Raw genomic sequence first — 20,907 nt, 5'->3', positions numbered from 1 at the left:
CAAGGCAGCATTGATTCAGGAGGCAGCGGGTGACCGCCGAGCACGGCAGCGCGACCACGATGGAGGGTCTCGGCAACGAGCAGTTCCCGCCCGGGGCCCAGGTGCTCGTCCGGGACGAGGTATGGCTGGTGCGCAACACCACCCGCACTGAGTTCGACGGTGTGCGCATCGACGCGGTCGGGGCCTCGGAGTTCGTCCACGACCAGGAGGCTGTGTTCTTCACCGCGCTGGACCAGGTCGAGCTGCTCGACCCGCGCCGCACAAAGCTGGTCCGGGACGATTCCCCGAACTTCCGTCGCTCCAGGCTTTTCCTGGAAGCCGTCCTCCGCAAGACCGCGCTGCCGCAGTCCGAGCGTGGCCTCGCCTTCAGCGACTCGTTCCTCCTCGACCCTCTGCCCTACCAGCAGCGCCCCGCCGAGCTGGCCCTGTCCGGCCGCAATCTGCGGCCCCGGGTACTGATCGCTGATGTGGTGGGTCTCGGCAAGACCCTGGAGATTGGCCTCACCTTGGCCGAGCTGATCCGGCGCGGCCGGGGCGAGCGGATTCTGGTGGTCACCCCGCAACACGTCCTGGAGCAGTTCCAGCAGGAACTGTGGACCCGGTTCGCGATCCCGCTGATCCGTCTGGACTCCGTTGGTATCGAACGCATCCAGCGCGAGATCCCAGCGGGCCGTAACCCTTTCACCTACTTCAAGCGGGTGATCGTCTCCATCGACACGCTGAAGAACACTGACCAGTACAAGCACCACCTGGAGCGGATCAACTGGGACGCTGTCGTCATCGACGAATCCCACAACCTGATCAACAAGGGATCCCTGCGCAATCAGCTCGCCCAGACTCTGGCCCCGCACACCGATGCCCTCATTCTGGCCTCGGCCACCCCGCACAACGGCAACGCCCGTTCGTTTGCCGAGCTCATCTCACTGCTCGACCCTGCTGCGATCCGTGACCCCGAGGCCTACCGCGCTGAGGACATCGAGCACCTCTTCATCCGCCGTACCAAGGTCAGCCCCGAGGTCCGCGACCAGATGAAGGGCCAGTGGGCCGACCGCGGACCCTCCCAGTCCGTCCGGGTCACGGCCACGCCGGCCGAGGAGCGTGTCTTCGCGGAGCTGGCCACGTCCTGGTTGCCCACCGACGGCACCAGGTCGGTCTCTGCCATTCCGCTGTTCCCCTACACGCTGCTGAAGTCCTTTCTCTCCTCGCACGAAGCTCTCAACGCGACGGTCTCGGCCCGCATCAAGACCTTGGAGAAGAAGGGTGAGCCGACGGAGGCCGGGACGGCCGTCGAACGTGAGGCTCTGCACCGACTGCGGGAGTTGATCGCACCGATGACGGAGTCCGACTCGGGCAAGTTCCACGCCCTGGTCGAGCAACTGAAGACCATCGGCGTCAAGCCGGGATCCGAGACCCGTGTCGTGATCTTCTCTGAACGGGTACAGACCCTGGAGTGGCTGCGCCGCGTCCTGCCGGCCGCGCTCGGCTTCAAGGGGCGGGCTGGCGACGAGGCCGCGCGGGTGATGCACGGTGGGTTGTCCGACGAGCAGCAGATGCAGTGTGTCGAGGATTTCGGCCTGGCCGACACCCCCGTACGCATCCTCCTCACCGGCGATGTCGCCTCCGAAGGCGTCAACCTGCACCGCCAGTGCCACCAGCTCATTCACTACGACGTGCCCTGGTCACTCATCCGCATCGAGCAGCGCAACGGCCGCATCGACCGCTACGGACAGGAGCACCAGCCACAGTTCCGCGCCCTGATCATGATCAGCGCGACGGAGGGAGCCAAGGACGACACTCTTGTCGCCGAACGCCTGCTGGAGCGCGAGGACGAGGCGCACCGGGCACTGGGCACCGCCGAGGCCGTCTCCGGCCTCTACCGGGCCGAAGCCGAGGAGAAGTCCCTCATCCACGACCTGTTGCGCGGCCGCAGCGTCGACGATTCGCTGGATGCCCGCGACTCCGGTCAGGCAGATGGCGACGGCATGGACGACTTCCTCTCCGACTTCTTCGGCGCGGTCGGGGACGAACCCGGCGGCGAGCACGGAGCCGTGCCCAAGGCCAACGTCCCCAGCCTCTTCGGCTCCACCCGGGAGTTCTTCGACGAGGCTCTGCGTGAGGTTTTCCCCGACGCCCGGGACCGCTTCGACCTGTCCACCGACCCCGACTCGGGCCTCATCTCCTTCCGGCCCCCCGCCGATCTGATCCACCGGCTGAAGGCCCTGCCGCTCGACTACGTCCGCGAGCAGCGACTGCGCGAACGCCTGTTGGTCACTCTCAACCGTCGGCTGGCTGAGCACAGTCTCCAGCGTGCCCGACAGTCCGGAACCTCCAGTTGGCCGGACATCTCGTTGCTGACGGACCTTCATCCGGTGGTGGAATGGCTGACGGACAAGGTCCTGGTACAGCTCGACCGTCAGGAGGCCCCCGTCATTACCGCCGACGTTGCACGCACCACCTACCTGGTCCAGGGCATCTACTCCAACACCCTCGGCCGCCCCACCGTCGTCAGGTGGATGGCCATCACCTCCGACGGCGCCGTGGACGATGACATGGTGGCCATACTGCGTCGATCCGGTGTCGGCCCCGCGATGGCCAACCCGATGCGCGGGTACGACACAGGTCGCCTTGCGGAGGCGATCCCGGACGTGTTGACGGCCGCCGAGACCTTCCTCGAACGCCATCGCGAAGCCTGGGACGAGCCCTTGCGCGCCCCTATCGAGCACTACAAACTGCGCCTGGGTAACTGGGAGCAGCCCACCTTGGCCAGCGGAGGGCCCACGGGAGGCGGCCGTGCGAAAGAGCGCTTGGCGTCCCTCGCCGATTCGCTGCTGACGACAGGCAGGCCCATGCTGCGGGTCTTGGCTGTCCTGGCCCCCGCCGGCTGATGCGGCATCAGCTCCTGGCTTCGCCGCTAACCCTGCCTCTACTGCATTTCGTGCCACATTCCGAAGGTGCTGCCCGATGACGTACGACTCCCTGGTCAACCGTGGTGACTACTTCTCCGCGCACTATCTCGCGGAGGTCCTGCCCAAGGACCTTCGGGCCGGACTGCTGGCCCAGTGGAAGCGGCGCGAGGAAGTGGCCGACCAGGACGGCGACCACCCCAAGAACGCGCTGCCGGTTACGCCGCGAGCAGGACTGCGTGCCCTGCGCCGCCCCTACTTCCGCTCCCGTTCCTTCTTCGCTCTGGAGGAGGAACGCAATGCCGTGGAGGTCGTCACCGACAGTGACGACGCAGGCACCTACTCCGCGCCCGCCTGGCGAGCGCGCGTCCAGGGTCTGAACGCCGAGGTCCTGCGCGCCCTGGGATTCGACGCCAAGCCTGGCACCATCACCGTCGAACGCGCCGAGCAGACGTACGAGGTGCCGGTCGCCCACGCGGAGAAAGGCCTGGTCGCCCTTGACTGCGGCTGGTCGCCCGAACCGGACGACGCTCTCGACCCGGACGGCATGGGACGGCTGCTCGTCCCGCTGGTCCTGGATGGTCAGCACACCATCGCCACCGGCTCCAAGCTCGCCTCATTCCTCTTCGCGTGCGAGGAAGCACCTCGCTACGTGCTTCTCCTGGTCGGCGGCGTGGTCGTCCTCGCCGACCGTGCAACCTGGGGGGAGGGGCGCTACCTCGCGGTCTCGCTGGATGCCGCCCTTGAGCGCAACGACACCAAGCTTGGCGGTGAGATCGACACCGTGGCGGCGCTATTCGGCGCTGACTCGCTGCGCACTCCCGAGACCGGTGGCGAGAACCCGCTGGCAGAGCTCGTCGGTAAGTCCACCAAGCATGCGGTCGGGGTGTCCAGCGAACTCCGGGACGGACTGCGGCTGAGCGTAGAACTCATCGCCAATGAGGTGCTGGAGCGCTTGCGCGAGCAGGGTGTCGGCCCAGAGGAGGTCAATGAACTTCCAGAGCTGGGCAAGCAGTTGACTGTGGAGTCGCTGCGATTCCTGTACCGCATTCTCTTCCTGCTCTATGCGGAAGCCCGCCCCGAACTCGGTATCCTCCCGTCCGACTACCCCGAGTATCAGCAGGGCTATGGGCTCGGACGGCTCGGCGAACTGGTGGCCGAGCGAGACCTGGTGGGTGAGTCGTCCCGTCGGGGGACGTATCTCTACCAGTCGCTGGATTTGCTCTTCCGCCAGGTGCAGGAGGGCCACCGCTCCCGACGTACCCACGGCGACGAGGTGGTGACCGCGTCCTCCTCCGAGGACATCGGATTGCGTTTTGAACCCCTGCACTCCAAGCTCTTCGAGCCGGACTCGATCCGTTTGATCGGCGAGCGTGCCGTGGCCGACCCGCACCACGACGCGGACGCTACCGGCGAGGAACGTTTCGTCGACACCCGGCTACGCAACGCCACCCTCTACAAGGTGCTGCGACTACTCATGCTCACCAAAGGCCGACGTGGGGAGCGGGGCGGGTTCATCTCCTACGCCCAGCTTGGGATCAACCAGTTGGGCGCGGTTTACGAGGGCTTGATGTCCTACAGCGGCTTCGTGGCAGCTGAGGAGCTGTACGAGGTCGCCAAGGGAGGTGACCCCAAGGATGGCTCCTGGCTGGTCCCGTCCTCCAAGGTCGACGAGTACCCGGACGAAGTCTTCGTCCGCCAGCGCGACGAGGACACGGGGGAGGAACGGCGGGTACGGTACGCGCCCGGCTCGTTCGTCTACCGGCTGTCCGGACGCGACCGGCAGACATCTGCCTCGTACTACACCCCGGAATCGCTGACCAAGGTGACGGTGCAGCTGGCGCTGCAACACCGGCTTGACCAGGAGGGGACCGTCACCCCCGCGAGGGAGATGCTGGACTGGCGGATTTGCGAGCCCGCGCTCGGCTCCGGGGCCTTCCTCAACGAGGCCATCAATCAGGTCGCGGCCGAGTACCTGAGGCGACGTCAGGACGAGCTGGGCCTCGCCATTGACACCGAGCGCTACGCCTTGGAGTTGCAGCGCACCAAGGCATACATCGCCCTGCACAACTCCTACGGTGTCGACCTCAACTCGACGGCAGTCGAACTCGCCGAGGTCTCGCTGTGGCTCAACACCATGCACCCGGGGATGGAAGCCCCCTGGTTCGGCCTCCACCTGCGCCGCGGCAACTCGCTCATCGGCGGGCGCCGGGAGGTCTACCCGGCCGACCGCCTCGCCAAGGGCGGCTGGCTGGGGACGACCCCGGATCGTTTCCCGCTTTCGGATGCGGTCGCGGGCACACCGCTGTCGGAGGGGGCAGTGCACCATTTCTTGCTGCCGGCGAAGGAATGGGGTTCGGTCGCAGGGGAGAAGGAGGCGCGAGCGCTGGCCCCGGAGGCAGCGAAGGCTCTGGGGGCGTGGCGACGGGCCATCACAAAGGCACCGAATGCCAAGCAGGTTACACGGCTTAAGGGGCTGGCCAGGCGGACCGAATACCTGTGGGGCCTGGTCGTGCGACGGCTGGAGATCTCCGAGCGGGACATCTCGCGGAAGATCGACGTCTGGGGCGCCGAGGAGGGCCGGCTGCGCTCGCCGGAGGCGGCGGTGCAGCGGGAGGAGGTCCTGGCGGACCTTGAGGCGGTCGACACTCCGTACTGGCGGCTCAAGACGCTGATGGACGCCTGGTGCGCGCTGTGGTTCTGGCCGGTACAGGAGGCCGCGCTGCTGGATGGCACGCACAAGCGGTACGCGCGGTCGGTGGGCCTGGCCGAGCGAGCGGAGGAACTGGAGGATTCAGGGGTACTGGTCGCCTGGGAGGCGGAGGACTTCTTCGGGGTGGTCGAGAGTGGGGAGATGACCCGGGAGTCGGTGGAGCGGCGCAGGACTGGGCGGCGCAAGGAAGCCATCCGCGATCAGCGGCGGTCGGTGATCCCGCTGGCGAAGCTGGACGACTGGCTCGACTTCGCAGAGTCTCTGCTCGGGACCCAGGACGTGCCGGCTGACTCGTTGGTGGGCCAGTTCGAGACTTTGGCAGAGCTGACGCCGTATGAGGACGCGCTGCCTGATCTGATGGGAATGGACCGCTCGTACTGGCTGGAGTCCCGGTTCCCCTGGGCTGGGGTGGCCCGGGATGTGGCGGTACGGCAGGGGTTCTTCCACTGGGAGCTGGAATTCGCCCAGGTGTTCGCAGTGGGTGGGTACGACCTGCAGGTGGGGAACCCGCCGTGGGTACGGCCGCGCTGGCAGGAGGACCTGGTGCTGGCGGAGCTGGAGCCATGGTTCGTGCTCGCTGAGAAACCGGGGGCGGCGGAGTGGCGGTTGCGGAAGGACGAGGTGCTCAGCGCTGACAACAGCAACAAGGCCTATCTCCTCAACGAATTGGCGGTTCACGCCGGCTCGGCGGCGACGCTCGGAAGCCCGGTCGTGTACCCACTGCTGGTGGGGACGCAGGGGGACCTGTACCGGGCGTTCATGGCACAGGTGTGGGCGCATCTGGCGCGGCACGGCAGCGCGGGACTCATCCACCCGGACACGCACTTCGGCGGCGCACGCGAGGGCACGATCCGAGCGGAGGCATACCAGCACCTGCGGGTACATGCACATTTCGTGAACTCGTCCCGCTGGGCATTCGATGACCTGAACTGGTCCCAGGAGTTCGGGATGCACATCTATGGGACACCGCAGGAGCCAGACTTCCTGCACCTCAGCGAGCTCCGCGACGCCGAGGTGCTTCCCGACTCGCTGGCCCATGACGGGAAGGGTGAGGCGCCCGGCATCAAGCACAACGGTTCGTGGGACATCCGGCCGCACCGCGAGCGGGTGGTGCGTGTGGACGCAGAGCTGCTGGCCAGCTGGCAGAAGCTGAACGGCTCGGGAAGCACGGCGGATCAGACCCCGCTGCTGTACCCCGTTCTACAGAGCGAACAAGGGGCCATCGAGGCACTGGCCACGTACGACACCAGTCTCGCCGACTACCAGCCGTTGATTACGCGAGGCTACGACGAAGCCAACGCAAAGAAGGACGGCCTGATTCGCTGGGGAAATCAGAGCGTCTCGTCGCTCTCGGACGTCATCCTCCAGGGTCCGCACTTCGCGGCAGCGCTCCCCTTCTCGAAGGAGCCGAGAATCCCTTGCCGCAGTAACAGGGACTGGGACCTGCGCGCCCCTGCGGAACTGCCCGAGGACTTCGTCCCGGTCACCAACTACGTGCGAGCCTCGGACCAGATCACGCATCTCGCGGCCCAGGACTCATGGCACGGTAGACCGTCCACTTCGTACTTTCGTCTGGCATGGCGGAAGATGATCCCGTTCGACAGCAGCCGCTGCCTGCATGCCGTTCTCATTCCGCCAGGCCCGGCCCATGTGCACGCCGTGTACTCGACGGCCCTGCCGGACAACCGTATGACGGCTCTCAACGCGGGCTTCTGGGCGTCACTGCCCCTCGACTACTTGCTGCGTATCACCAGCCGCTCAGACCTCCAGGTTGCCGAGGCTCGCAAGATGCCCGCCCCCGACCCCGGCCACCCCCTCGCGTCGGCTCTCCTCGTCCGCGCCCTCCGCCTGAACGCCCTCACCATCCACTACACCTCTCTCTGGTCCGAACTTTTCGACCCCCGCTGGGCAGGCTACGAAGACTGGGCTAATCCCAACTGGCCGCACCTCAACCCCCTCGCCGAAGGCCTCACCCCCACCTGGACCTACGCCACCCCCCTCCGCACCGAACTCGAACGCCGTGCCGCCCTCGTCGAACTCGACGCGCTCGTCGCTGTCTGGCTCGGCATCACCGCTGACCAGCTCATCGCGATCTACAAGTCCCGCTACCCGATCCTCGACGACTACGAGTCGGCCACCTACTTCGACGCCACCGGCCGTCGGATCGCCCAGAACTTCAACGTCTACGGTCATGGGCAGATCAAACAGGACTATCTAGACCTCCTCGACCACCTCGCATCCCCCACCATCACCCCACCCCCCGCCGGCTACGTCGCTCCCTTCTACAAAGCCGACCGCCCAGTCGAGATGCGCGCAGCCCACGCCCACTTCCAGTCCTGCCTCGATGCCGAGATCGCAGCTGGCCGCTGGGCTCCGCCAACGTCTGGCCAGCCGCAGTGACATCCGTTCCACCAACCATGCCGACCACCTCGCCGCCCTGCGATAGCGTCAACCCGATCGGGTGCACCTCAGCTCCGTGATCAGCCCCCGTCCACCCATGCCTGATTGGTGCATCAGTTGAAGTATCGGCTTCTTCGCATCGCAGCCGAGAACTACCGTTCACTGGCCCAAGTGAATCTTCCCCTCGGCCAACTGACGGCGCTGGTCGGCGAGAACGCGGTCGGCAAGAGCAACGTCATGGACATCATCAAGTTCCTGGCAGAGGTCTGTCATTCCAGCCTGGAGCAGGCCCTGGCTGACCATCAGGGGTACGAAAGCGTGGCGTTCCGAGGTAAGGAACACCCTCCAGGCAAGATGCGTATCTGCCTGGAGGGTATCTGGACGCAGGGCGCGTCCGAAGCTGACCCCGATCGCTACGAGCTCGTGGTCCGACATCGACGGCACCCCTCAAAGGGATCCGTCCTCTGGCGCACCGAGTCGATCACTCGGCATGCAGGCGACGGCGCAGTGGCCGTCCTGACGGTCGACAGCAGGACTGTCACTGCGACAGGCCCCGGATGGAACAGTCTGCCGCCGTCCCCTTCGCCTCTCGGAGCTATGCAGAGCGTGCTGGAGCCAGACGGGCACCTTCTACTCGGCCCGCTTGAACGCGACTTCGTCGCCCCTCTCCGCGAACTGCTCTCCGATGCGCGCGTCTTTGAAATCGACGTCCGACTGGCACGTGAACCCTGGGCCGTCACGGACGAGGTCCCTCGACTTGCCGCCGACGCCCGCAATCTCGCCGACTTCCTCTACGGCCTGAAGCGGCACCAGCCGACCGCCTGGAAGGACCTGGTCGCCGACATGAAGACTGTCGTGAAGTCCGTGGTGGATGTGGACGTCATTGGCGCCGACCGGCCCGACCGTGTACACGTGGTCCTCACCGAACGGGGCCTCCACGGCGTCACCGCTCTCCGTGATGCCTCCTTCGGCACCGTGCGGCTGCTCGCACTGCTCGGCCTGGCGCACGACCCTCACTCCCGCTCACTCTCCGCGATCGAGGAGTTGGATCATGGAGTTCACCCCGATGCCATGGGCCTGATCATGGAGCGGCTCCGCGAGGTCCAGTACCGGACCCAGTTCCTGGTCACCACTCACTCGGAGTCGATCATCAGCAAGCTGGATACAACCGAGTACATCCACTGCGACCGCGACTCCAAGGGCCGCTCCCTGATCGGCGCCCAGACAGGCCGGCGCCGCGGCACACTGAAGCCGACGTCAGTCTCCTGACTCCTCAGCGAGCCGCTGTACCAGCGGAACAGCCGAGGGATGCAGTTGGAACCCGCTGGCACGGACGTAGCTGACAGCCGAGTCGTAGGCGGCTCGCAACAGCGGCGCCACATCATCCGCCACAAGCCCTTCGTCGCGGAGTTCCCTGGTGAGGCGACCGAGGGGTCGGGTGAAGGCGTTCAGCTTGCCGTCCTGGTCGTAGCCACAGATTTCCATGACGGTATTCCGATCCACGGAGCCGTCATGGTCCGCAGCCCATCGAATCACCGCGGCCCGCTCATTGAAACCTTCGATCTCCAACCTCAGTAGCATCTCCCGCAAAGCTTCGGCGTTCCAGTCGCCGAGTGAGGTGTCGGCGGCTGTCGGTGCAGCCACAGCGTCCTCTGTCTCCTCCTCGACAGAGCGCAGACGGTCAACCCGTTCGATCTCTGCGATGGACCCCATCGGCAACTCGACTCTGAGGATCTTCGCCCCTCGGGTAGTGAAGTCTCTTGGCGTCAACATGAACAGCCGGGTGCCGGCGCGCTGCCGCAACTCCTCGATGAGCTCCTGACGTGGAGCGCACGGCTGGTTGTTCTCCTTGCGCCACCAGTCCTCTTTCTTGTCCCCCGTCACCAGCAGCACATCGCACTTGCGGCGCTCGGCCTCGCGCAGCACCTGCTCCCAGACGTAGAAGTCGCCCACTGCCGCCTGACCCTTTTTCTCGTCCATATAGCCCGGCGGGACCTTCGCCTTGATCCGCTCGGCCCCGCGCTCAGCCAACTCCTTCCGCTCCGACAGCTCGAAGGGAACACCGATCCGGCCTGCAAGCAGGTTTGCCAGCTCATCGATCACCGGAGCCCCATCGTCGTTGCTCTGCTCCGCACTGGTGTGCTTGCTGAGGAGTTGGCCCAACCCCTCGATGGCCCCCGCGAACCCATCAGTGAGCTTCCCTGTGATCTCGTCCAGATCCTCGTCGGGCAGAGCAAATCCCTCAGCCCACTCCAGCACGATCTTTGCGGCTGCCTCGTGCTGCTTGCCCAGGGCAACCTTTGCCTGCTCGGTCGTTCGGCCGGGCGCCTGCAAGGCGTTCCGCTTTTGATGCCAGAACTCGTCCAACACCCGATTCGGTACCCACAGGCGGTCTTCCAGCTTGCCGAACAGCGCCAACAGCGTCCCGCGTGCCTGCTCGGTATACCGATACAGGTCCAGCAGTACATTGGTGTCAGGAACGACGATGCCGTATCGCATGACCGTCTCGTAGTCGGCTTCGCCCCACTGACGGAACGTCTCGAACCCGTCGTAGATGCTGCGCTGACCGTCCTGCCCCGGAGACGGGTTCCCACCGCCGTTTGAAGCCACACCGTCACTCACTTGATCCATAGCCCGATCATGCCCAGGAACCGTCGGGTCTGCATCTGTGTTCGGCAACTTCCCCTAGGTCAGAACGCGGCGTGCTGCGCATAAGCCTCGCGCAGTTGATTCGCCACCCGCCGTGCTGCGGCCGACCGTGCCTGTGACTTCGGAGGCAGGGTCGACTTGACAGCGGATTCGATCAGCGACTCGGGAACTCCCTCGATCTCAATCCTAGTCGGCCAAGTCGCATCCCTGAGCGTGGGCGTATAGCCGTCCGGGACGTCATCCGCAGCGCACTCCTGTCGCTCTTGCACTGCCGTAACGATCTCCGTCGGAGCATCCTCCACGGCTGCCTCAACCACCGCGGCCGCGGTCAGGGCCGTCAACCGCCGCCGTGCCTGAGCGACCGTCAGACCTCCTGCCTCGATGATCGCCCGGCACTGCTGTACAACCTCCAGGAGTTTCGGCCGCTGCTCCTTAGGCCGACGCAGCATGGCTGTGACCAGCGGGACGAGTTCCTCCGGCACCCCGGACAGGCTTGGTTCCTTGGTCGGGTCAGTGATCAGGTGGAACATCACGTGCAGGTTGTCGGCGTGGTAGGGGTAGTGCCCAGTCAGCACAAACACCAGCACCGCCCCAAGGGCGTACACGTCCACCGCCGCCGTCAGTGGCTTCTCGCCGTTGGCCTGTTCGGGGGCCATGCATGCCGGTGTGCCAACGATCATGTTGGGAGCGGTCAGCGAGGCGCTGGATTCGGCGAAGACGGCCAGTCCGAAGTCGATGATCTTCGGGCCGTTCGGTCCGAGCAGGATGTTCGCCGGCTTCAGGTCGCGGTGCAGCAGCCCCTGCTTGTGCACGCCTGCCAGCGCCTCGGCCAGCGTCGCGCACAGCGAGGCCGCGAACAGTCCGGACAGAGTCCCCTGGCTTTCGATCAGCTTCCGCAGGTCAGGGCCTTCGACGTACTCCGTCGCCAGCCATGGCCGTTCGGCCTCCGTGTCGGCATCCATGAAGGCGGCGATACGCGGGCCCCATACCGTCTTGAGCACCTCGATTTCCAAAGCGAAGCGCTGCCGCGTCTCGGAGTCGACTACCGACGGCTTGATGACCTTGACCGCCGCGGCCTCCCCGGCCGGCGACTCGCCGAGATACACCTGCCCCATCCCGCCGTGGCCGATGCGTCCAGCAAGGTGGAACCCGCCCAGTTCCACCGGGTCTTCCGGGCTCAATGGCGCCACGTTCACGTAAGAGACCTCACCCTGGTGTCCTCGGCCGTCCGTCGTGGCCAACGCTAACGGATACAGCCGCCGACCTCTCCCGCTCCACGGAACACGGCTTCCAGTACTGACCGCTCCTTGTCCCAAGGCGATGATCACGCGGTACGACGCTCGGGGAATCCGTCCTGCGCGTCGCTGGCTGGAGCCCCGGTCCGCCGAGCCCCTGAGGAACCGGCAGAGGCGGAACTACTCTCTTCGAGACCCGGGGCTCGGATGTGGGCGGCGGCTGAACCGTGATTCTGGCCCCTCATGATGACCAGGACGGCTGGCCGCAGGTGCCGCTGGTCCATTGAGGGCAGGCGATCTCGGCTCACGGTCGGGTGAACCGGTAGCGGCTCTCGGGCTGACCGTCCCGCTGGCACTGAGCACTTGCCCGGCCCGGCCAACCTCCACGGCAATCGTTTCCGAAGCCAGGCCAGAAGCCCGTGCTCCCACGCCGACTGCGGCCCCGCCTCCGGCCCCGGTAACCATGACCGCACCGTCGCCGGCCGTCTCACTGGCGTACCCATGTCGCATCGGTAGCGTTTCTCCGCCGACCATGCCTGCAGTCCGGCAATCGAGGCTTCGGGCTGCCGTCGCTCAACGACGCACATCGCCGAATGCCCGGTAGCCAGGCGGTGTATGCCCTGTCAGCAAACGGGTGCATTGGTTTACCCCGCCCGGATCCGTGCCCCCGTCGCGAGCTTCGCGCGCCCGCCGCGCGCTTCGCCCGCCGCTCCTCGAGTCCCATGGTCTCCGCGGCGGGTGGGCACTTGTCGATTCAGGATCACCTGAGCGAAGGAATCTTGATGACCGACAGTCTGCCCACCGCCCGCGGCCGTGTTTACCGGCGTTGTGGTTGCCGCGACGAGAGCCGACGACAGCTGGGGGTGTCCTGCCCACGACTGAAGACGGAGGAAGGGCACGGGAGTTGGGCATATGCGGTGGACCTGCCGTCGCTGGAGGAAGGCCGAAAGACCCGCCGCCGCAGTGGGTACCGCTCGCAGGAGGAAGCGCAGCACCAGCTGGAGCTGGTGCTGGGTGCGGAGCGGACCGGGGTGTTCGAAGACCCGAAGATCACCGTGGGCGCCTACCTGCTTGAGTGGCTCGCGTTGAAGGAGAGGACCCTCAAGGCTTCTACCTACGCGAACTACCGGGCGTACGTCCACAACGATCTGCTGTCTGTGTTCGGGTGGATGCGGCTGGTCGACCTGAAGGCCCGGCACATCGAACGCTGGAGCACCGACCAGCTCGCCGCAGGGCGCGGACCGGTCACCGTGTACCGCATTGGCGCCACCTTGCGCAGCGCGCTCGGCCACGCCGTGACCAGCAAGCGCCTGACCTACAACCCGGCGCGGCATGCGATCGTGGCGCGGCCTGCCGCGCCCGAGCGCCTGTGCTGGACCCCGCTGCAGGCTGCAGCGTTCCTGCGCCACAACGCCCAGCATTACGCGGACCAGCTCGGAGACTTGTTCGAGCTGATCTTGGGAACCGGTCTGCGGCGAGGCGAGGCACTCGGCCTGCACTCGGCCTGCACTGGCCGGACGTGCACTTCATGGAGCGCAAGTTGTACGTGCGCTGGACCCTGGCCGCGGTTGGCAACAACGAATTGCACCTGGGACCGCCGAAAACCAAGGCGAGCCTGAACTGGGTCAGCCTCAACCCGCGGGCCATGGCCGCCCTGCACCGCCAGGCCGACTACCAGCGAGCGCTGCTCCCGCCGGGCGCACCGATGGAAGGGCTGGTCTTCGGCGGTATCGACGGCGCGCCCCTGCGGCCCCAGCAGGCGCTGAAGGAGCTGCGGCGGCGCTCGGCGGAGATCGGGCTGCCGCGGATTGGGATGCACGACTTGCGGCACACCGCGGCCACCATCATGATCACCTCCGGTGTGCCGATGGCGGTGGTCTCCAAGACCCTGCGGCACTCGACGCTGGCCACGACCATCAACCTCTACGGACATCTGCTCAAGCACGCCGCAGACGAAGCGGTCAACGCCCTGGCCGATGCCCTCGCTCGGGCTGAGGCCGACCTCGACTCCGGCCAGCCCTACCGCCACGGACACGCCGCCTGACAACAAATCACCCAGTTCGCGGGGGTCCGTAACCCGTATGCCGGGCCTGGAGCCGGCCCGTTCGTGGCCGGTTCCAGGCCCGGCATTGTGCTGTCGCGCCGACTCGCGATTCAGCAATCACAAGCCGGTGCAGTCGCTGTCTTCGGCCTCCAAGACGAGGGAACCACCCCGGAGCAGCTGCGCGGCAACGGGACTGGGCGCCAGCAAGCCAACACTCCCGGTCGGCCAGTGCGCGGTCACCTGATACACGGCGATGACACCGGCCTCCCACCGGGTGAGCTGGTCCTCCTCCCGGCCCGTGACGCTGTCGCGAACGATCGCGAGGACATCGACCGTGACCGGGCGGAGGGGAAACGCGGCGCTCTGCGCGGCCAGAGCACGCGCCTGGGCGTTCCAGTTGTCCACGAGGCGATCCAGCCCCTCGAGCGCCTCCGCACGACCTCGGCGGCGACGCCCGAACGCCGCATAGAGCACGGAAGTTGCCGTGCTCCGGCCTGCCTCCAGCCCGCTCCAGCCCGCAGCGCACTCCTGCTGCCAGCGGGCCCACGCCTCCTGCAACAACCACGGGCTGCTGGTGCCGAGGCCAACGAAAGCCGGCGCACCCGAGAATTTGGGGGAGGGCAGGGCTGCAGCGCAGGCCGCCTCGACCAGCTCCGCCTGATTCAACAGTGAGGCCAGGCTCCGCCGTGTGTGGTCGACAGCTCCGGCGAGCCCGGCCCGCATCGGCTCCACCCACGACTCGAGCCACGGGTACGCCGCTGTGACCGTGTGACTCTCCAGCAGTTGGGTCTGCAGGTACCGCCAGTGCCGGCGTCGGCGCTCACGCACAGCACTCGAGTCCACCGCGCGCTCAGACGCGATCACGTCCGAGTTCAGGCTCCCCGGCTCCGCCGGAGGGTCTCCGTCATCGTGTCCGGCGTTCGCCCATGCCCTCAATGACATCAGAGCTGACGCTGTTTCAGCGAAGCCGACGAGCGGATGTTCACTCGGAACCGGCCACGCGCAGTGCGTGCACAAGTCGCGGACCGCGGACTTCAGCGACACCTCCAGGTACTGAACCGCCGGTGCGGATCGTAACTGCCCGCATTCCGCGCCACCATGTAGCCTTCCCAATCCGGACGAAGACCGAGAACAGGACAGCGGCAGATCCTGGTATGGCCCCAACGGAATGTCGGGCGACAGGATCTGACCCAGACGAAGGTTGCGTGTTTCCGGCCTCAGCATCGCGGCACCGACCGAGCGTCACGAAGGTGAAGAACAGACTGTTCTCCGATCGGCGCCGTACGAGCGCTTCCTGGCAGGTCTTTGCGAATACGCTGCCGAGGTAGGAGCGAGGCGCTGACGGCCGCGATCGGCTCCGGGCAATCGGGGCGTACCGTCCTCGCGGGCGAACCAGGGGGGTTCTTTGTCGCGCCCTGAAGGGGCCGTTGCAGCTCAACGACCACGCCCCGTCTTTGGTGATCGCATGGTGGTCGTACCGGAACGATCACTGGGGAGGCATACGGACAAGGACCCGGAGCCAAGAATCGGGACATACCTGCGTGAAACGGTCGCCACCAGAGACGATCACGCACGGCAGTCGTCAATTCGATGGTGCGAGTCACCCATTCGGGAGGGTCGAGCTCGCCGGGCGGTGGAGAATCACGGTTGACCATCCGGCCCCAACTCCAGCCCATCTACGGCGAGTTGGCCACCCCAGCCCGTCCTCGGGTTGGGCTCCCAGGTCGATCAGGGTGCGACCACCATGCGATCACCACCCGCGACACGCACGAAAAAGGCGCTTCCATCATTCCGATGGAAGCGCCCTCCGACCTGCGAAAACGCTGGTCGGGACGACAGGATTTGAACCTGCGACCCCTTGACCCCCAGTCAAGTGCGCTACCAAGCTGCGCCACGTCCCGTGGTCTCGTGGCCCTGGGCGGAGTCTGAGGGACTCTGCTTCGGGTTTCTCGACCTTGTCGGCCGGTGTCCCGGCGACGTGGAAAACAATACAGCACGTCGGGGGGTGCTCGCTGCCAGGTATGGGGGTGGGGTCAGGGGGTGGGGTGGCGGGCGTCGTAGCGGAGGAAGGCGGGGCGGCGGGCGGCGAGGAGGAGGATGGCGGCCACGCAGGCGAGGCCGCCGGTGACGACGGAGACGGCGGGGCTGGTGAGGGACGCGACGGCCCCGGATTCGAAGTCGCCGAGGCGCGGGCCGCCGGCGACGATCACGACGAAGATGCCCTGGAGGCGGCCGCGCATCTCGTCGGGGGCGGCGACCTGCATCATCGTGTTGCGGAAGATCATGCTGACGGTGTCGGCGCAGCCGGCGACGGCGAGCAGGAGGAGGCCGAGCCAGAGGTTGCGGACGAGGCCGAAGGCCGCGATGGCGAGGCCCCAGGCGACGACGGAGACGAGGACGGCGGCGCCCTGGCGGCGGACTCGGCCGACCCAGCCGGAGAAGAGGGCGCCGGCGAGGGCGCCCACGGCGGGGGCCGCGACCAGCAGGCCGACGGTGCGGGCGTCGCCGCCGTAGAAGGTGACCGCGATGGCGGGGAAGAGGGCGCGTGGCATGCCGAAGATCATCGCGGCGAGGTCGGCGAGGAAGCTGGTGCGCAGGTTGGGCTGGTCGCGCAGGAAGCGGAGGCCGTCGAGGACGGAGGCCCGGCCCTTGCGCTCGCCGAGCGGGAGCATCGCCGGCAGGCGCCACATGGCGTAGATGGTGGCGGCGAACGCGACGGTGTCGACGAGGTAGGCGGACTGGACGCCGTAGGCGCCGATGAGGACGCCGCCGAGCATGGGGCCGACGGTGAGGCCGAGGTTCATGCTGACGGTGTTCAGCGCGTTGGCGGCGGGGAGCTGTTCGGCGGGGACGAGGCGCGGGATCATCGCGGACCGGGCGGGTGAGCCGAGCGCGAAGAAGCCGGCCTGGACGGCGACGGCGACGTAGAGGACGGCCACGAGGCCGAGGCCGGCGAGCGCCTGGGCGGCCAGGACGGCGGAGACGACGGCGAGGCCGGCCGAACCGATCAGGCCGAGGCGGCGGCGGTCGACGCTGTCGGCGATCGCACCGCCGTAGAGGCCGAAGGCGATGAGCGGGAAGAGGGAGAAGAGGCCGACCAGGCCTGTCGCGAAGGTCGAACCGGTCAGATCGTAGACCTGGACCGAGACGGCGACGGCCGTCATCTGCTGCCCGACCGAGGAGACGACCTGGCCGAACCAGACCCGCCGGTAGTCGGCGTTGTCGCGCAGGGGGCTCAGGTCGGCGAAGGCCCCGCGTGCGGCCCGCCGGTACCACGGAGGGGCCGCGGCCGGTACGGCAGGAGCCGTGACCGGCACGGCGTCGGCGGGCGCCGAGGGGGACGGTGCCGCCGGGGTGGGGGCCGGGACCGCGTCGGCGGGGGGCTGATTGGCAGGATGATTGGTCGACACGGAAACCCATGTTCCGCCCCGCTCTTCCGGGACCACCGACCGGGGTCAGTCGACTCCGACGTTGCCGAGGAGCCGGTCCACCAGAACGACCAGTTGAGCGACGCCGGCGTCGCCGAGGCCCTTCGACATCTCCTGCTGACCGGTCACCGCGACCGCCGAGATCCGGACGTACAGCTCCCCCTCGGGGGCCGGTTCGACGGTGGCCGCGCGCCGGTCCTCGTCGATGCGACGGCACACCACGAGCCCGCGCCGCTCCATCTGCTGCTCAAGCTGCCGGGACAGGGTCGACGCCCTCGATGCCCAGGTACCGCGCGAGGGCCCCCTGGATCATCGGACCCTCCAACTTGCGGGCCGCGAGCACCGTCCAGGTGACGAAGGTCGCGCCCGACTCGGCGCGACGCGCCTCGAAGAAGGGCCCGGCAGGACTTGGCGGTCAGGTGCAGCTTCGGGGCCACGCCGGTGCGCAGCCAGACGCCACACGGGCCACGCCCCGCGTCCCGTTCGGCCCGCCGACCAGCAGGCGGCCCGGACGGGATGCGGGGCACGCCGAGGACCGTCCGCGGAACGACTGCAGACGTACTGCAGTCGTTCCGCGGACGGACCAGCGGACGGACTAGCGGGTGAGGACCTGCTTCTCGCCCGCCTCCACCGCAAAGTCCAGGCGGTTGCCGGGCGGCGGGAAGGGGCAGATGAAGTGGTCCGCGAAGGCGCACGGCGGCAGGTAGGCGCGGTTCAGGTCCAACACCGTGTGCCCGTCCGCGTCGGGCTCGGGGAGGGTGATGAACCGGAACCGGTAGGTGTCCCGGCCGCTCGTCGCGTCGGCGATGACGCCGCTCAGGCCGTTGCCCGAACGGCTCACCGTCAGCGTCCGGTGCTCGCCCGCGACGGTGAACTCGATCCGGCCGCTCACGGCCAGGCGGCGCTCCTTGCCGTCGGCGTTCGGGACCACCAGCGCCTGGGCGGCCTCGCCCTCGAACGGGGTGAAGACCGCCGGGACGGCCCACTCCGGCGCGTAGGTGTAGGCGGAGATGCCCGCGAACGATGCCCGCCCGGGTGCGGCCGGGTCGAAGACCCGGAGCGCCAGCTCCCCCTCGCGCTCGATCGGCACCAGGAGCAGCTCACCCAGGGTGGCGGTGTCCGCCGACGGGTCGGTGTCCGGGCGGAGCAGCGCCTCACCGTCGACGGGGGCCTCCGCGCCCGCGACGGTGATGCCGTCGGCGGCCGTCGCCCGGAACCGGATGCCCTCGGTGTCCGTCCACCAGAGGCCCGGCAGGCCGGGGATCTCGGCGGGATCCGGTTCGAGCCAGTGCGTGCCGGTGAGCGACAGCTGCCCGTGCAGTGCGCTCACGGACGCCGTCCGCTGATCGCTCCAGTGCTTCCAGTCCTCTGCGGCGGTCGCCGTCATCGGCACGCCCTCCCATTCCGGTCCAGGGCCCGCCGGGCGGGCCGTCCGTTCTCCGTTACCCCCGTAAACATCCGACACCCGGGTGGATCATTCCCGTTGCCGGGCGGCTTGGCACGCCTGTAGTACGCCCGTCGCACGCCCGTCACATGAGCCCTTGAACACACAGTCCGACAGCACGTGGCCATGCGCACGTAACCGGCGGGACGTGGAGCGCGGGGCGTGGGGCATGGGGCGTGGGGCGTGGGGCACACCACGTGGCACCCGAGGTGGGTCGGCCTTTCCTCATCAGCCCTTGATACGCCGGAACAGCCCCTCCTGGACCACCGACACCACCAACTGCCCGTTGCGGTCGTAGATCTCCCCGCGCGCGAGGCCCCGGGCGCCGTGGGCTATCGGGGACTCCTGCTGGTAGAGCAGCCAGTCGTCCGCCCGGAACGGCCGGTGGAACCACATCGCGTGGTCGAGCGAGGCCATGTCGAAGTGCCGGGTGCCCCAGAGCGGCTCGACGGGCGCGCGGACCGCGTCCAGCAGCGTCATGTCACTGGCGTAGGTGAGCGCGCAGACGTGGATCAGCGGATCGTCGGGCAGCGCGCCGTTGGTGCGCAGCCAGACGCCGCTGCGGGCCTCGACGCCGGCCAGCTCCTCCTTGGTCCACCGCAGCCGGTCGACGTACCGGATGTCGAAGGGCTGGCGGCGACTGATGAACGGGGGCAGCTCACCCAGGCGGGATCCGACCTCGTCCAGCGCGCTCGGCAGCTCCTCGGGCGCCGGGACGACGGGCATCGGGAACTGGTGCTCGATGCTCTCCGGTTCCGGGACGTGGAAGTCGGCGGTCAGCGCGAAGATCGACCGGCCGCCCTGGATCGCGAGCACCCGACGCGTGGTGAACGAGCGGCCGTCCCGGAGCCGGTCGACCTGGTAGACGATGGGCACGCCGGGCACCCCGGGGCGCAGGAAGTACGAGTGCAGCGAGTGGACCGGCCGGTCGCCGTCCACGGTGCGCCCCGCCGCCACCAGCGCCTGCCCGGCGACCTGGCCGCCGAACGTCCGCTGGAGCGCCTCCTCGGGGCTGCGCCCGCGGAAGATGTTCAGCTCGATCTGCTCGAGATCCAGCAGTGCGACGAGCTCGTCGACGGGGGTACCCATGGGACACGTCCTCTCCGGGCTGCCGACCCGGCCGGAGGTCTTCCGTCCGGCTGTCGTCACCCGTTCTCTCGAATTCTCCAGCTCATTCGAATTCTTCAGCGAGCCGGGACATTCCCCCAGGCAGGGGCCCGCCTCTCCGATTCACTCGAACGAGGTCGAACAGTATCGGTCGGCTGACAGGTGGCGGCCCCGGGCGGACCCCGGGTCCGGACAAGGCCGGGCCCTGGCTCGCCCAGACCCGGAGGTCAGGACAGGGCCCGGCCCGGGCCCAGGACCGTCCGCTACAGCCCCGACTGCCGCACGGTGATGTTGAGCCGCCCGGTCAGGCCCAGCTCCGGGTCGGCCGTCCCCGGCAGCGTCCGCACCACGCCGTGGTACGCGAACCGGGCCGGGCCGCCGAAGACCAGCAGGTCACCGCCGTGCAGCTCCAGGTCGGTCCACGGCCGGGTGCGGGTTTCGGTGTTCCCCAGCCGGAAGACGCAGGTGTCGCCCAGCGAGAGCGAGACGACCGGCGCGTCCGTCCGCTCGTCACGGTCCTGGTGGAGGCCCATCTTCGCGCCGTGCGGGTAGTGGTTGACGATCGCGATGTCCGGTTCGTAGCCGACCGCTCCGGGGATGTCGGCGGCGGCCTCGCCGTACGCGTCGGCGACCGCCCGCCGGGCCAACCGGGCGAGGTCGGACGGGAAGGGCTTGACGGGCGCGCCGTCCTCGGCGGTCCGCGAGTAGCCGTACGGGTACCAGTGCAGGCCGAGCCCGACCATCCGGACGGACATCATCCCGCCGGTGGGCATCCGGACGGAGTGCAGGCCCGCCGGCGGACGGGACCATTCGCGGCAGGCCGCCACCAGCCCCAGTTGGGTCTCCGCGTCGAGCCAGCCGGGGACGAGCACCGCGCCCGGTGCCGGCTCGGACCGTCCGCGCGCGGAGGCGGGGTCGAAGAGGCCGCCGAAGAACTCGCCCTGGGTCACTCCCCCATCCTCACCCACACCTCCGACACCTCCG

General features: G+C 68.0%; 13 protein-coding genes and 1 tRNA gene. 5 read left to right on the top strand and 9 right to left on the bottom strand.

Annotated elements, in window-relative coordinates; translation table 11 throughout:
• Window positions 1-59: 59 nt before the first annotated feature.
• The 3 genes from ABZY91_RS12690 to ABZY91_RS12680 all read left to right on the top strand — a co-directional run bounded on the left by ABZY91_RS12690 (window position 60) and on the right by ABZY91_RS12680 (window position 9,285).
• Window positions 60-2,885, top strand: coding sequence for a DEAD/DEAH box helicase (locus ABZY91_RS12690; protein WP_355402008.1), 2,826 nt, complete (start codon window positions 60-62; stop codon window positions 2,883-2,885).
• Between the two features lie 76 nt (window positions 2,886-2,961).
• Window positions 2,962-8,016 carry a class I SAM-dependent DNA methyltransferase gene (locus tag ABZY91_RS12685; RefSeq protein ID WP_355401942.1) on the top strand — a complete coding sequence of 1,685 codons (5,055 nt, stop codon included), beginning with the start codon at window positions 2,962-2,964 and terminating at the stop codon, window positions 8,014-8,016.
• A 108-nt stretch (window positions 8,017-8,124) separates the two neighbouring features.
• Entirely contained in the window at window positions 8,125-9,285 is a 1,161-nt protein-coding gene (locus ABZY91_RS12680; RefSeq protein WP_355401940.1) for an AAA family ATPase, read from the top strand.
• Here ABZY91_RS12680 and ABZY91_RS12675 read toward each other — a convergent pair.
• Complete coding sequence (locus tag ABZY91_RS12675; RefSeq protein WP_355401938.1) at window positions 9,274-10,647, bottom strand: PIN-like domain-containing protein; 1,374 nt, start codon at window positions 10,645-10,647, stop codon at window positions 9,274-9,276. The genes ABZY91_RS12680 and ABZY91_RS12675 overlap by 12 nt on opposite strands.
• Window positions 10,648-10,706: 59 nt before the next feature.
• Window positions 10,707-11,861: a serine/threonine-protein kinase gene (locus ABZY91_RS12670; protein ID WP_355401936.1), complete on the bottom strand. Its 1,155-nt coding sequence runs from the start codon at window positions 11,859-11,861 to the stop codon at window positions 10,707-10,709.
• 821 nt (window positions 11,862-12,682) lie between these two features.
• Here ABZY91_RS12670 and ABZY91_RS12665 point away from each other — a divergent pair.
• The gene (locus ABZY91_RS12665) at window positions 12,683-13,519 is read left to right on the top strand and encodes a site-specific integrase (protein WP_355401934.1); all 837 of its coding nucleotides are present in this window, start codon (window positions 12,683-12,685) and stop codon (window positions 13,517-13,519) included.
• A complete protein-coding gene (locus ABZY91_RS12660) occupies window positions 13,447-13,944 on the top strand; it encodes a tyrosine-type recombinase/integrase (protein WP_355401932.1) in 498 nt (165 codons plus the stop codon). The genes ABZY91_RS12665 and ABZY91_RS12660 overlap by 73 nt, the downstream gene beginning before the upstream one ends.
• Before the next feature lie 117 nt (window positions 13,945-14,061).
• On the opposite strand, the gene ABZY91_RS12655 is transcribed toward ABZY91_RS12660, so the two are convergent.
• The 7 genes from ABZY91_RS12655 to ABZY91_RS12625 form a co-directional block, all read right to left on the bottom strand.
• Complete coding sequence (locus ABZY91_RS12655; protein WP_355401930.1) at window positions 14,062-14,808, bottom strand: hypothetical protein; 747 nt, start codon at window positions 14,806-14,808, stop codon at window positions 14,062-14,064.
• Between the two features lie 960 nt (window positions 14,809-15,768).
• Window positions 15,769-15,845, bottom strand: a tRNA-Pro gene (locus tag ABZY91_RS12650).
• A 132-nt stretch (window positions 15,846-15,977) separates the two neighbouring features.
• On the bottom strand, window positions 15,978-17,183 hold the full coding sequence (locus ABZY91_RS12645; protein ID WP_329882834.1) for an MFS transporter: 1,206 nt from the start codon (window positions 17,181-17,183) through the stop codon (window positions 15,978-15,980).
• A gap of 216 nt (window positions 17,184-17,399) precedes the next feature.
• Complete coding sequence (locus ABZY91_RS12640; RefSeq protein ID WP_355401928.1) at window positions 17,400-17,612, bottom strand: hypothetical protein; 213 nt, start codon at window positions 17,610-17,612, stop codon at window positions 17,400-17,402.
• 355 nt (window positions 17,613-17,967) lie between these two features.
• Complete coding sequence (locus ABZY91_RS12635) at window positions 17,968-18,759, bottom strand: DUF1684 domain-containing protein (protein WP_355401926.1); 792 nt, start codon at window positions 18,757-18,759, stop codon at window positions 17,968-17,970.
• Between the two features lie 285 nt (window positions 18,760-19,044).
• The gene (locus ABZY91_RS12630; protein ID WP_329882815.1) at window positions 19,045-19,905 is read right to left on the bottom strand and encodes an acyl-CoA thioesterase II; all 861 of its coding nucleotides are present in this window, start codon (window positions 19,903-19,905) and stop codon (window positions 19,045-19,047) included.
• A 281-nt stretch (window positions 19,906-20,186) separates the two neighbouring features.
• Entirely contained in the window at window positions 20,187-20,873 is a 687-nt protein-coding gene (locus ABZY91_RS12625) for an alpha-ketoglutarate-dependent dioxygenase AlkB (protein ID WP_329948037.1), read from the bottom strand.
• Window positions 20,874-20,907: the final 34 nt, after the last annotated feature.

This window comes from Kitasatospora sp. NPDC002965, assembly GCF_040611255.1.
Classification (GTDB): domain Bacteria; phylum Actinomycetota; class Actinomycetes; order Streptomycetales; family Streptomycetaceae; genus Kitasatospora.
This window is presented reverse-complemented; position numbering and strand designations above follow the sequence as displayed.